Annotated in this window: 10 protein-coding genes; 7 read left to right on the top strand and 3 right to left on the bottom strand. The window is 71.2% G+C overall.

What is annotated here, in order from left to right; genetic code table 11:
- Positions 1-76 precede the first annotated feature (76 nt).
- The 3 genes from V5O46_RS07890 to V5O46_RS07880 all read left to right on the top strand — a co-directional run bounded on the left by V5O46_RS07890 (position 77) and on the right by V5O46_RS07880 (position 3,704).
- Complete coding sequence (locus V5O46_RS07890; protein ID WP_332883749.1) at positions 77-757, top strand: NAD(P)H oxidoreductase; 681 nt, start codon at positions 77-79, stop codon at positions 755-757.
- On the top strand, positions 754-879 hold the full coding sequence (locus V5O46_RS07885) for a hypothetical protein (RefSeq protein ID WP_332883748.1): 126 nt from the start codon (positions 754-756) through the stop codon (positions 877-879). The genes V5O46_RS07890 and V5O46_RS07885 overlap by 4 nt, the downstream gene beginning before the upstream one ends.
- A 605-nt stretch (positions 880-1,484) precedes the next feature.
- A complete protein-coding gene (locus V5O46_RS07880; protein WP_332883747.1) occupies positions 1,485-3,704 on the top strand; it encodes an MMPL family transporter in 2,220 nt (739 codons plus the stop codon).
- A 361-nt stretch (positions 3,705-4,065) separates the two neighbouring features.
- On the opposite strand, the gene V5O46_RS07875 is transcribed toward V5O46_RS07880, so the two are convergent.
- Positions 4,066-4,512 carry a hypothetical protein gene (locus tag V5O46_RS07875; RefSeq protein ID WP_332883746.1) on the bottom strand — a complete coding sequence of 149 codons (447 nt, stop codon included), beginning with the start codon at positions 4,510-4,512 and terminating at the stop codon, positions 4,066-4,068.
- Positions 4,513-4,871: 359 nt separating this feature from the next.
- The gene (locus tag V5O46_RS07870) at positions 4,872-5,471 is read right to left on the bottom strand and encodes an NIPSNAP family protein (protein WP_332883745.1); all 600 of its coding nucleotides are present in this window, start codon (positions 5,469-5,471) and stop codon (positions 4,872-4,874) included.
- Between the two features lie 56 nt (positions 5,472-5,527).
- Here V5O46_RS07870 and V5O46_RS07865 point away from each other — a divergent pair, with 56 nt between their 5' ends.
- The 4 genes from V5O46_RS07865 to V5O46_RS07850 all read left to right on the top strand — a co-directional run bounded on the left by V5O46_RS07865 (position 5,528) and on the right by V5O46_RS07850 (position 12,035).
- A complete protein-coding gene (locus V5O46_RS07865) occupies positions 5,528-6,457 on the top strand; it encodes a helix-turn-helix transcriptional regulator (protein WP_332883744.1) in 930 nt (309 codons plus the stop codon).
- Positions 6,458-7,303: 846 nt separating this feature from the next.
- Positions 7,304-8,329, top strand: a complete 1,026-nt coding sequence (locus V5O46_RS07860; protein ID WP_332883743.1) for a TAXI family TRAP transporter solute-binding subunit — start codon at positions 7,304-7,306, stop codon at positions 8,327-8,329.
- 220 nt (positions 8,330-8,549) lie between these two features.
- Positions 8,550-10,544, top strand: coding sequence for a TRAP transporter permease (locus tag V5O46_RS07855; protein WP_332883742.1), 1,995 nt, complete (start codon positions 8,550-8,552; stop codon positions 10,542-10,544).
- A gap of 531 nt (positions 10,545-11,075) precedes the next feature.
- Positions 11,076-12,035: a TAXI family TRAP transporter solute-binding subunit gene (locus V5O46_RS07850; protein WP_332883741.1), complete on the top strand. Its 960-nt coding sequence runs from the start codon at positions 11,076-11,078 to the stop codon at positions 12,033-12,035.
- A gap of 12 nt (positions 12,036-12,047) precedes the next feature.
- Here the strand turns inward: V5O46_RS07850 and V5O46_RS07845 are convergent, their stop codons facing one another.
- A complete protein-coding gene (locus V5O46_RS07845) occupies positions 12,048-13,481 on the bottom strand; it encodes a sensor histidine kinase (protein ID WP_332883740.1) in 1,434 nt (477 codons plus the stop codon).

The following is a 13,481-nucleotide window of genomic DNA, read 5'->3' as shown; positions in this document are numbered from 1 at the left end:
ACCGAACTTGATCGAGACCGCATCGAAACCGGCTTCGACCGGTACCGACTGCCGGCGATACCAGCCAGGAGACACCGTGACGCAGCCCGGAACAGCCGCCGGAACAGCCCTCGTCGTCGTCGCACACCACCGCACCGATTCCCTCACCGCGCACACGGCCCGTCGTGCTGCCGCCCGGCTCGAGGCCGCCGGCTATCACATCGATCTGCTGGACCTGCACGCCGAGGGGTTCGACCCGCGGATGAACGTGGCGGACCAGCCGGACTGGGGCAACAGGGAGAAGGCGTACTCGGAGGAGACGCACGCCCATATGCGGCGCATCCTCGATGCCGATGTCGTCGTCGCCGTCTTCCCCGTGTACTGGCAGAACGTGCCCGCCATCCTCAAGGGGTGGATCGACCGCGTATGGAACTACGGATTCGCCTACGGCCGCAGCAAGCCGCGCCTGGCGGGCAAGCGCATGCTGTGGCTGGGCCTGGCCGGCGCCACCGCCGAGGACCCCGTCGCCGAGGGGATGCGATCGGTCCTGGAGAACACCCTCAGTGAAGGCATCGCCTACTACTGCGGCTTCTCCCTCTCCACCGTCGGCCTGCTCCTCGACGCCGAGGAGCGCCCGCAGCGTATCGATGCCGAGGGCAATCTCCTGGTCGGCGATGCGATCGCGGGCGCTGAGCGAGAGGCGCACTACGCCGATCTCGACCGTCGCGCACGTGAGTTCGTGGACGAATTCCTCGCGGCGGAGCTTGTGGCGGCGTGACCGGACGCTTGGACGCCCTCGCAGCGAAGGCTCACGAGACCGCGCTGGAGCCGGTCCGGATCGACGTCGAACGGGTGGACGACGACGTTCACTGCACCGGCGAGGTCGCTGCCCTCCTGTGACGTGCTCGGGACCTTCCAGCCTGGGCTTCGCCGATCGCCCCGAGCAGCCCGATGTCCCCGCCAACAGCGAGGGGATGAACCTGCGTCCGCACATGGAGGAGTTGGGCGATGACGTGGGGGACGCCACCATGGCGGGGTGAGGCCGCTGGTCAGCGACGTGGTGCGAGGAGGCGAGGCTCCTGGCCGCTGCGCTGCAGTTCTCCACGGCTCCGCCACGTGTCCGCCACGGCTCCGCCGCGAACGCGTGGTGGTACGTGGACCGTGCATGCCTGCCTGACCCGGCAGGTCCCGAGGCGTCCCGGCAGGCAGCGACCCATGCCGCCGAGAGGCCCCACGGGCGGCGGCACGGGCGGATCCCTGCAGGCCGGGCAGAGCTCATTGGTTTGGTGAGGGAACGAAATGCGGCGTACATCCATCTCCGGGTCTAATCCTTCGGGAAGAGGAGTCCGGCGACGCCCTACACCCGATGCAGTACGCCGGTCCAGCCCCAGGGGCGGATCAAATGAAGCAGAACCCGGGTGAACATGAACGGGTAGCCCGGTCAGAACCCCTGCCTTCCCGTCTGCCGGGTCTCGTCCTGCCCGTATCCGACGGATTGGTCCCACGTGGCTACGTTCCTCTATCGACTCGGTCGCCGTGCGTTCCGGCGCCGTGGTCTCGTCGCCCTGCTGTGGGTGGCCATACTCGTGGGCGCCGGCGTCGCCGCGTCCACCGCGCCCGCCCCGCCCGAAGACTCCTTCTCCATGCCCGGCACAGAGTCCCAGAAGGCGTTCGACCTTCTCGACGAGCGCTTCCCGGCGGCCAGTGCCGAAGGCGCCACGGCACGGGTCGTGGTCCGTGCTCCCGAGGGCGAGAAGATCTCCGACCCGGCCGGCAAGGCCAAGATCGAGGAACTGGTCACCGCCCTCGGAAACGGCCCGCAGGTCGCCTCGGTGGCCGACCCGTTCGAGGCCGACGCCGTCAGTGAGGACGGCACGACCGCGTACGCCTCCGTGACCTACAAGGTCAACTCCATGGAGCTGACCGACCAGGCCCGCGAGTCGCTCACCGCGGCCACCGACGACGCGCGCAGCGACGGCTTCACCGTCGAGACCGGCGGCGACGCGGTGATGGCCGAGCAGGAGCTGGGCGGCACCGCAGAGCTCATCGGCCTCGGTGTGGCCGCCGTCGTGCTCCTGCTGACCTTCGGCTCCCTCGTCGCGGCCGGCATGCCGCTCCTTTCCGCGATCATCGGTGTCGGCATCGGCATCTCCGGAATCGGAGCGCTCGGCAGCACGCTGGAGCTGTCCGCCACGACCTCCACGCTCGCCATGATGATCGGCCTGGCGGTTGCCATCGACTACGCCTTGTTCATCGTCTCGCGCTACCGTGCCGAGATCGCCGAGGGCCGTGCCCCCGAGGACGCCGCGGGACGCGCGGTCGGCACCGCCGGGTCCGCCGTGGTCTTCGCCGGACTGACCGTCATCGTCGCCCTGGCGGGCCTCGCCGTGGTCAACATCCCGATCCTGACCAAGATGGGTCTGGCCGCGGCCGCCACGGTCGGCATCGCCGTACTGATCGCGCTCACCATGACCCCGGCGCTGCTCGGCTTCGCCGGCAAGAAGGCGCTCAGCCGCCGGGACCGCAAGGTGGCCGCCGGACAGCGGACGGCGTCCGCCAAGCCGAAGCTCGGTACTCGCTGGGCCCGCTTCGTCCTGCGCCGTCCGGTGACCGTACTGCTCACCGCAGTGATCGGCCTCGGCGTGGTCGCCGTGCCGGCCACCAGCCTGGAACTGGGCCTGCCGGACGAGGGCAGCTCGGCGCCCGACACCACCCAGCGCAAGGCCTACGACATGCTGTCGGAATCCTTCGGTGCCGGGTTCAACGGCCCGTTGATGGTCACCGTCGACACGCGAGGTGCAGACGACGCAGAGGCCGCTGCCGAGACCGTCGGCAAGAAGATCACCGACCTGGGCGAGGCAGCGGCCGTCACTCCGGCGAACTTCAACGAGCAGGGTGACACCGCCGTCCTCACCGTCGTGCCCAAGACCGGACCGAGCGACTCGGCCACCGAAGAGCTGGTCAGGGACATCCGCGCACTGTCCGGCGACATCAAGTCCGAGACGGGCGCGACCATGCTGGTCACGGGCATGACCGCGATGACGATCGACTTCTCGCAGACCCTCGACGACGCGCTGATCCCGTACCTGGCACTGGTCGTCGGACTCGCCTTCCTGCTCCTGATGCTGGTCTTCCGTTCCGTCCTCGTCCCGCTGAAGGCGGCCCTCGGCTTCCTGCTCTCGGTGGCGGCGGCGCTCGGCGCGGTCGTCGCGGTGTTCCAGTGGGGCTGGCTCGCGGACGTGTTCGGCGTGGACCAGCCGGGCCCGATCATGTCGATGATGCCCATCTTCATGATCGGCGTGGTCTTCGGCCTGGCGATGGACTACGAGGTCTTCCTCGTGACCCGGATGCGCGAGGCCTACGTCCACGGATCGTCCGCCGCCGAGTCCGTCACCACCGGCTTCACCCACGGTGGCCGGGTCGTCGCGGCAGCCGCGATCATCATGATCAGCGTCTTCTCCGGCTTCATCCTGGAGAACGACGACATGATCAAGATGATGGGCTTCGGCCTCGCCGTCGCGGTCCTCTTCGACGCCTTCGTCGTCCGCATGGCCATCGTGCCCGCGGTGCTCGCCCTGCTGGGGACCAAGGCGTGGTGGCTGCCCGGGTGGCTGGACCGCGTCCTGCCGAACGTCGACGTCGAGGGCGAGAAGCTCCACAAGGAACTCGGCGACACCACCCGGACCGCGGAGTCCCCCCGCGAACCCGAGACGGCCGGCGTCTGACACACACCGCCAGGACGCGGCTGCTCCACGGCAGCCGCGTCCTCGCGTACGCCTTCTGACCGCCAATCGGGAGGCGCAGGCCTGCTGAGCAGGCAGGACGAGACCGCCAGGACTCCGGCACGGCGCCCTGCCGTGCCGCTCCGTGCTGTTCCCCGTCGGGCACCCGACGCCCACCGCACCCCCGATGAACCGGCCGACGATCGCCTCGGTCACGCCCTGGACGACCGGCCGGGCCGGGAGGACGCCACTGGTCTCGCGTCTGGACCTGGAAGAGGCCGTTGTGCGCGGCGGGTTGGCCGTGCGGGCACGAGAAGACCGGGGTGGCGGCAGCACCCCGGCCCGGTCGAGCGGCGGCAGGCCCTCAAGATCCGGGGCACGGAGGTTTGCACGCCAGGCGCCCGCAGGTCAGCGCTGCCGTGGTGGACCGACCTGATGAGGGGGTGCCGGCAAGGATGACGGCGCTGAACGCGGTCCTGGGCTCCCTCGGCCTGTCGGGGTAGGCGCTCCCGTGGCCGTCCTCGAGGGTCTTGACGATGCCGTAGCCGGCCAGGTTCAGGTCGGCGGCGAGGTGGGCGGCCTGCTCCAGCCGGTCGGGATCGTCGCCCAGCACCGCCTCGGCCAGGTCCTTGTAGGTGCTCGACTTCTCCGAGCCGGAGCCGCGGATGTACAGCAGCCGCCGGGTGGTGTCGATGAAGAGCACGATCAGCTCGTCGACGACTGCTCCAACTCCTGCGGAGCGCGCCAGCGCACGGGGTGCGCCGCTCGATGACGTACCGGGCCACGGGGAGTCCTCGCCGCCCAGGGACATCGCGTCGTCCGGGACGCGCTCGTCGTCCTTGCAGAGTGCGAGGGCGGCCTCAGGTCTTCACTCTGCAGTGGTCGCGCGGTAGGCGCCCGAGCTCATCCCCGGCTCCGGCACGCTGACCGCCACGTCCTCCGGCGCACCGGTGAACGTGGTGCGGCAGGCGCTGGTCTCCTCCGCGGCCAGGGAGCGCGCGTTCGGTGAGGTCGCGCAGCAGACGACTCCAGTCGGCGTCCCCGCGCAACTGGCAGCGCAGCGGTGAGGTGCCGGCGCCCGGTGCCGGCGCGTCGAACACGGTGGCCTCATGCAGTCCGCCCGCGGCCCGGGTGAACCGGCCGACGAACCGGGTCATGGGGCTCCGGGTCTCACGGCTCCACGGGCTCCAGCCGCAGCCGCCGGGTCGGCCAGGGTGCGGGTTCGGCCGGGCCGAACCAGACCCGGACATCCTCCCCGGTGCGGACGGGCAGGCGGGGAAAGTCGTTCTCGGCGTGCTCGGTGCGGTGCAGTGCGTGGCCCGGGCCCAGGTGCCGGGCGGCGTACGCGTCGAAGTCGGCCGCGTCGGCGGGATGGCAGACGGTCGCGAGGACCTCGCTCGTCCCCGGCTCCGGCGTGAAGCCCGGGCCGGACAGCAGCAGGACGTCGTCGCTGTCGATCATGGTGGCGTTGGCGGTGTCGCGGTGCTCCCTCCAGACCGGGCCGGTGTAGAACGCCTCCAGCGCGCGCCGGCGGTGCGCCATGTCGGGGAACGTGCGCAGCCAGACGAAGCGGTCCGGGTCGTCCAGGTCGCGGAACCGGCCGCCGACGGTGATACCGACCGCCTGCTGACCGGTCACGAACTCGCGCTCGAACAGCTCGATCAGCGTCTCCCGGGCGCCGGGATGCAGGGTGTACTGCCGGAGTTCGACGATGCTCATGCGATTGGCCTGCCCGGTGCGCCTGAGGTCCATGGTCCAGTTGTCGTCCATGCCCCGCAGGTTAGGGCCGGTCTGCTGACGTCTGCCGTCAGTGGATACTGGGCGGCATGCGCGCGAGCCGGCTGGTCACCCTGCTTCTGCTGCTCCAGAACCGGGGCCGGATGACGGCCCGGCAACTGGCCGACGCGCTGGAGGTCTCCGTCCGGACGGTCTACCGGGACGTCGAGGCGCTCGGCGCCGCCGGTATCCCGCTGTACGGCGCCGCCGGACATGCCGGCGGCTACCGGCTGGTCGACGGCTACCGGACCCGGCTCACCGGACTGACCGTGGACGAGGCGCAGGCCGCGTTCCTCGTCGCGCTCCCCGGCGCCGCCGCCGAACTCGGCCTCGGCGAGGCGCTCGCCACCGCCCGGCTCAAGCTGCGGGCCGCCCTTCCGGCGGAGCTGCGCGAGCACGCCGAGCGGATCCAGGAACGCTTCCTGCTCGATGCCCCCGGCTGGTACGGCGACGCCGACCGGGTGCCTCACCTTGCCGCGGTGGCCGCCGCGGTGTGGGCGCGGCGGGCGGCGGTACTGCGGTACCGGCGCTGGCGGGCGCCGGAGGAGACCGAGCGACGGGTGGAGCCGTACGGGCTCGTCCTCAAGGCCGGCCGCTGGTACCTGGTCGCCGGTGGGCCGTCCGGGATCCGCACCTACCGAGTCGGCCAGATCCTCGGAATCCGCCCGCTGGAAGAGGAGTTCGCCTTGCCGGACGGGTTCGACCTGGCCGGATACTGGAACGCCTACCTGGCCGACTTCCGAGCGCGACTGCACACCGCGGACGCCCTGGTGCGGCTCACCCCGGAGGGCGCCCGCCGCCTCGGCGTGACACCCGGGGGCGACGGATGGACGGAGGTCCGCGTGCCCATCGAGTCGATCGACCATGCCCACCGGGACTTCCTGCGGCTGGGCGCCGATGTCGAGGTCCTGGCACCGGCCGAACTACGCAACCGCATGGCCGAGACGGCACGAACCCTGGTCACCCGCTACGAAGGGTGACCCCGGGCAGAGGCTCTCCCGACCCGGGCTCCGGCCACCCGTGCACGCGGGTAGGACCTGATATCGGCTGCACGGCTTCGCCGGGCGGCCGGCCCGTCCTCTCCCTCTGCGGATCGGGGCCAGCAGCCGGGGCCGCGGCAGCCTCTCCGCGCCGGAGCCGTCCCCCGACGCCTGCCGGCGAAACACGGTGGCCTCGGCCGGAAGACTGCCGGAGCGACTCTGGTCCATGGCAACTCCGGCCCGGTCTGGCCCCGTGTCGGTGGCGTGCTTCGGCATCGGCTGACCGGGACAACGCGCGGCCGACCCTGCCAAGGTGCCGGTCGTGCCGCCCTTCGAGGCGATTCGCCCCCTCCGTCCGGGAGTTCCTCCCGAGGCCCCGCCTCAAGCAGGCGTCAGGTCCGCGGAGTCGGGGGAGCGTAGGACAGTCTCCAGCCCGTCCGTCATGCCCGGCGGTCGGCGTCGGTGAGCACGGGTGTGCAGAGCCGCCTGGTACGGGCGCACCTTCGCCGCAGCGGGCGTAGGAGCCGACGGTGAGGCGGCGCGTTCATCGCGTCACGCGACCCCCGCCGGCGTGATCCCGGCCTTCGACGAGCCGTGGGAGCCTCCCGGTCTCTCCGGCGATCCGCCGATGGCGACGGCGGGCCGCCGTGCCGGGTCTCCCCGCGGGCGCGGACGCACCGAGGCGCACCTCGGAGCCGCCTGCGGAACGATCGCGATCGTGAACCTTAAGGATTGCTCAATAAGCACTGCGGAAGGCTCACCGGCCGGCCTGGCGCAAGTACCGTCCCAGCCACCGTTCGCTCGTGAGCCGAGTCACGGAAAACCCACCACACCGAGGAGCGCTTCATGGGACGACAGCGCCACAGATACGGCTTCGGCCTCGCCCTGGGCCTGAGCATCACGCTGCTGACCGCCGCCTGCAGCCAGCCCGCCGAGTCCGGCAAGAACGACGCCGGCGACGCGGCGAGGATATCCATTGCCACCGGCACGACCGCGGGCATCTACTACCCGATGGGCGGGGCGATGGCGGAGGTGATCAACCGCAAGGCAGAGGGCGTGGAAGCCAGCGCCGAGACCACCGGGGGGTCGGTGCAGAACCTCCGGCTGATCGCCGGGGGCCAGAGCGACATGGCCATCGCCCAGAGCGACGTGGTCCATCAGGCCCACCACGGCCAGGGTGAGTTCTCCGGCAAACCGGTCAAGACCCAGACCCTGATGGTGCTCTATCCGAACGTGTACCACGCGGTGTCCCTGCAGTCACGTCACGACGCCCTCGGCCTCGACTGCTTCGGCGACATCAAGGGCAGACGCTTCTCCGTGGGCGCGCCCGGCAGCGGCAACGAACTGGCCACCAACCTGGTCTTCGACGCTCTGGACATGTCGCCCGACAAGGACATCAGACGCCAGCGCTACGCCTACGCCGAAACCGCCCGTGCCCTGCGGGAAGGGCAGATCGACGCCGGGTCCTGGGTGGTCGGGGAGGGCCACGGATCGCTGCGCGAGCTCGAAGCCACCGACGCACTGCACCTGATCCCGATGTGCGAGGACGAGGCGACCGAGATCACCGAGAAGTACCCCTTCTACAACAAGCACACGATCAAGGGCAGCACCTACAGCACGGTCAAGGAGGACGTGCCGACTCTCGCACTCTGGAACGTCGTCGCGGTCCCCACCGACATGTCCGAGGAGCGCGGCTACCAGCTGGCCCGCACGCTCTACGACAACGTGGCCAGTCTCAACAAGGTCTATGAGGCAGGCTCCGAGTACCTCGTCCTGGAGAACCTGGCCAAGAGCCCGGTCCCGCTGCACCCCGGTGTCATCCGCTACGCGGAGGAGAAGGGAGTGCAGATCCCCGACAGGCTCCGCCCCTGACGGTCACGATCCCTGCGGGGAATGCATCGTCACCGGTCCCCCCGCACGGCGGCCCCCGGCTTCGGCCCCGGCGCGCCTCTGCCGTCCACCCCCCTGATGCCGGGGCCGGCCGGACCACTCCCCCCTGCCCGGTACCGGCCCCGGCATCCCTCTCATCCCATCGATCAAGAAAGGGGCAGGGCGCCCCCTCACGTGTCAGCCCTGGGCGCCCCGAAGCGCTATGAGACAGACCATCGCCCCGGACACCCCCGACAGTGCGCCCGCCTCCGAGCCGGCCGACGACCGGCCGCTGTGGCACCGGCTCGCCGCAGCCCGGTGGGGCCACGGCCGCGCCGCGACCGCCGTGGGCTACGGCGTGCTCGCCCTCGCGCTCGCGCTCGGCTGCTTCCAGATCTACACCGCCGTCAGTCTGAGCCTCAACTCCTACCTGCAACGCGTACTGCACCTGATGTTCGTGCTGGTGCTGGTCTTCGTCACCCGCCCGGCCGGCAGGGGCCGCTGGGCGCGACGGCTGCCGATGGCCGTCGTCGACGCTCTCCTCGTGCTCGCCGCCGTGACCGTGAGCCTGTATCCCGTACTGGACTACGACGGGATCGTCGCCCGCACCGGAATACCCTCCACCACCGATCTGGTCATGGGCGCCGTGGCAGTTGTGCTGCTGCTGGAGGCGTGCCGACGGACGATCGGCACCTTCATGGCCGCGCTGGTGACCTGTTTCCTGGTGTACGCCTGGATCGGGCCGCTGCTGCCCGGTCTGCTGTCCCACCGCGGGTACACCGTCCAGCGCATCGTCTCCCACAGCTATCTGTTCCAGGAGGGCATATACGGCCTCGCCCTGGGCGTCGCCGCGTCCTTCGTGTTCATGTTCATCTTCTTCGGGGCGGTGCTGGAGAAGACCGGCGGCGGCAACTTCTTCATCAACATCGCCTACGTACTCACCGGAAGGTACCGCGGCGGCCCCGCCAAGGGAGCCGTCGTCGCGAGCGCCTTCATGGGATCGGTGTCCGGCAGCGCGATCGCCAACACCGTCACCACCGGCGCCTTCACCATCCCGATGATGAAGAAGGTCGGCTACCGGCCGCACGAGGCCGGAGGAGTGGAGGCGGCCGCCTCGACCGGGGGACAACTGCTCCCCCCGATCATGGGCGCAGGCGCCTTCGTCATGGCCGAACTGATCGGCGTGCCCTACATCGAGATCGTCAAAGTGGCGATCATCCCCGCGCTGATGTACTTCGCGGTGATCTTCCTGTTCGTCGACATCCTGGCCCGCCGGCACGACATCAGGGGGCTGCCCGCCGAAGACCTCCCCCGGCTGCGCGAGGTGATGACCGGCGGCTTCCACTTCCTGCCCCCCTTCGTCCTGCTGGTCACCCTGCTCATGGTGCACGTCACGCCGCTCCTCGCCGGCCTCTACGCCACCGTCGCGCTGGCCGCGGTGGCCATGCTCCGCGCCGGCAGCCGGCTGAGCCTGAAGGAGTTCGGGGAGGTCTTCACCCTGGCCGCCCGCAACACGCTCTCCGTCTCGGTGGCCACCGCGGCCGCGGGCGTCGTGGTCGGGGTGGTGGGACTGACCGGTCTGGGGCTGAAGTTCTCGAGCATGATGCTGAGCTGGGGCGGCGGCTACCTGCTGCCGACCCTGCTGCTGATCGCGATCGCCTCGCTGGTGCTCGGGATGGGGCTGCCCGTCACCGCCGCCTACATCGTGCTGATCGTGCTCGCCGGTCCCGCGCTGCTCGACCTGGGCGTGCCGCTGATCGTCGCACACATGATCGTCTACTGGTACAGCCAGGACTCCAACGTGACACCACCGGTGGCACTCTCCGGTTTCGCGGCGGCGGGAATCGCCGGCTCCTCCCCGATGCGGACCAGCGTCGCGGCGTGGAAGTTCTCCAAGGGCCTCTACGTGATCCCGCTGCTGATGGCCTACTCACCCCTCCTGCTCAACGGACCGGCCACCGAGGTCGTACTCGCGGTGGTGACCGGCCTCATCGGCCTGCTCGCCTTCGCCGTGGCCATCGAGGGCTTCTGGCTGCGCAGGACCACCCCCCTCGAACGGCTGGCGGCGGTCGCGGCCACCGGCCTGCTGCTCAGCCCCTACCCGGTGGCCGACGCGATCGGGGCGGCACTGGCACTGGCGGTGGTGGCGACCCAGCTGAAGCGCACCCGGCCGTCCGAACCCCCGGCGGCCGAGGCCCGGGCGGCCTCGGCCGCCTGACCCGCAGCCCGCAGCGCATCCGCCAGGTCCCTTCCTGCTGTCCGCACGTTCCCGGCGCCGGCCCGCGCACGGCAGCAAGGCCCATCGGATGCGCGTCACGGGCGTAGGAAGCGGGCACGCACGGCGTCGATGCAGGTGTCCCGGGACGTGGCCCCACCGAACCGAAGGCGGCCGTGGTCCGTGAACGCCGGTTCCATGCGAGGTCGTCGACTTCACGGAACTGTTCGGCGAGCCGCTGCTCGAGGTCTGTCTCCGAGATCGGCCGCCTCCGGCGTCGCCGCCGCGGGTGTCTCCCGCACAGGACCCGTCACGCGGCCGGCCGGATGGTTCGGCACGCACTTGACAGCTGCTCGCATCACGACGGCGCGAGGGCACCCTCGCCGTGATCCGGGATCCCCACGACCGCCACACCGGTGCCACCCACCCGCAGTCGGCGGCGGGCCGCCCGTCACCCGGGGACTAGGCTGAATCGCGTGGGCCGTGGGAGCGGCTCCGCGGTCAGCTGGGTTCGTCGTGTCCAGGGAGGCCTCCATGCCGGTGGCTCGTCCGCTCGCTGCCGTCGTCGCTCTGCTGGCGGTGCTGCTCGCGGGGTGTTCCGGAAGCGATGCGCCGCCTCGGCCGACCGGCGAGATCAGCGTGGCCACCGGCAATCGCGGTGGCGTCTACGCGGTGTACGGGGGCGGATACGCCGAGCTCATCGACCGGAACCTGCCCGGCGCGACCGCCCCGGTCCAGTACACGGGGGGCAGTGTCGACAATCTGCGCCGGGTGGGCGCGGGGGAGGCGCGGGTGGCCTTCACGCTCGCCGACTCCGCCGCGGACGCCGTCGCCGGGCGCGCACCGTTCAGCGGGCCGGTACCGGTGGTGGCGCTGGCCGCGCTCTACGACAATTACGTGCAGCTCGTGGTCCCCGCCGACAGTCCGGTGCGCGGCGTGGCGGATCTGCGCGGGCGGCGGGTCTCCCTGGGGGCCGAGGGTTCGGGTACCGCGGTGATCGCCGAGCGGATCCTGGACGTGGCCGGGCTCTCCCCGGACGGCGACGTCGCGGGAGAGCGGCTCGATGTGCGCGCTTCGGCGTCCGCCCTGGCCGAGGGACGGATCGACGCGTTCTTCTGGAGCGGAGGCCTGCCCACGGCGGCGATCACGGAGCTGCGCCGGACCACACCGATCCGCCTGGTGGATCTCGGTGACGTGGTCGGCCCACTGACCCGGTCCTACGGCGACCTGTACACGGAGACCACCGTGCCGGCCGTCGTCTACGGCGAGCAGAGCGCGGTGAGCACGGTGAGCGTGCCGAACTTCCTGGTGGTGCGGCCGGACATGCCGGAGGCGGAGGCGTACTGGCTGACCAGGGTGCTGTTCGAGGGACAGCAGGAGCTCATCCGCGACCACCCGGAGGCCCGTCGACTCGATCGCCGTACGGCGATCGCCACCTACCCGCTGGAGCTGCACCCGGGCGCCGAGCGCTGGTACCGGGAGTCCCAGCCCTGACACATACCGAGGTCAGGCTGCCGCGTCCGGGGGCGGGGGAGCGGCGGGCAGCCGCACGGTCGCCGCGAGGCCGTGCGGCTCGACTGCCGCGAGGCGCAGTTCGCCGCCGCCCGCCTCGACCATCAGGCGGGTGAGGGCGAGTCCCAGGCCCGTGCCCCGGACGTTCTGGTGACGGGTGCTGCGCCAGAACCGGCCGCCCGCCCGGGCCAGCTCCTCCGCGGTCAGTCCGGTGCCGCCGTCGCGCACCGTCACATCCACCACCGCGCCGTCCCGCCCCGCCCCCTCGTCGTTGTCGCTGTCCCCGTCCGGGGCCCGGGTGACCGAGACGGTGACCGGTGTGCCGTCGCCGAACTTCAGGGCGTTGTCGAGCAGGGTGTCCAGGGCGTGGTCGAGGCTGTCGGGCAGCGACAGCGCGCTCACCCCCTGCGGAACCTGCGTGGTGAGCGGAACGCCCTCGGCCTCGTAGGCCGTGCGCCAGGCATCGACCCGGTGGGCGACCACGGCCGTGACGTCCACGGGCCCGCGCTCCGCCTCGGACGCCTCCGCCCTGGCCATCCGCAGCAGCCCGTCGAGGATCTCACCGAACCGGTCGGCCTCCTCGGCGGCGACGTGCAGTTCGTGCAGGCCATGCGGGTCGTTCACGTAGTCCTCGAGGTTCTCCACGCGCAGCCGGAGCGCGGTCAGCGGATTGCGCAGCTGGTGAGAGGCCTGGGCCACGAACGCGCGCTGCTGTTCCTGCGAGGCGTGCATGCTGTCCGCCATCACGTTGAAGCTGTTGGCGAGCCGCCGCAGCTCCGGAGCGCCGGCCCGCTCCGAGACCTTGGTCTTCAGTCGCCCGAGGGCAACCTCGTGGGTGGCCCGGTCCAGCTCGTGAACCGGGCGGAGCACCCACCGCACCACCGGCGTCGCCACCGCGATCACCACGGCGGCCAGTGCGGCGAGGCTGCCCAGTGTGACGAGGGTCAGATGGTCGGCGACCTCGGAGCGGGCCCGGTCGGTGGGCGAGACGATGAGGACGGCGCCCAGCACATGGCCGTCGCGTTTGACCGGCTCGGCGAGGACGAAGGGGCGTTCGTCCCACGGCCACATCAGGCCGGGCTGCCGAGCGGGCCGGTCCGCCAGGGCACGCAGCAGGGCAGCCTGGACCTGCGGCTCCTCCAGGTCGAGGGGGCGCGGCGCGACGACGATCTCCCTGTCCGCGTCGACGACGGCGACCTGGGAGTCGTACAGGGCGGTGTAGCGGTCGGCGGCGGCCTCGAGGCGGTCGGTCCGTCCCGATTCGAGGGCGGTGGCGGCTATGTCGGCGAACCAGGCGCCGTCCTGGACGCGTCCGATGAACGAGGTCTGGACCGTGTGCTCCGCGGTGGCCCGGACGAGGGGGACGCTGAGCGCCAGGATGAGGCCCGTGACCAGGGCGAAAACGATGACGAGGAGTCGGCGGCGCAT

Origin of the sequence: Streptomyces poriticola, assembly GCF_036689765.1 — a bacterium.
Taxonomy (GTDB): Bacteria; Actinomycetota; Actinomycetes; order Streptomycetales; family Streptomycetaceae; genus Streptomyces; species Streptomyces poriticola.
Note: the sequence above shows the minus strand (reverse complement) of the source record. Positions and strands in the feature narration are given on the sequence as shown.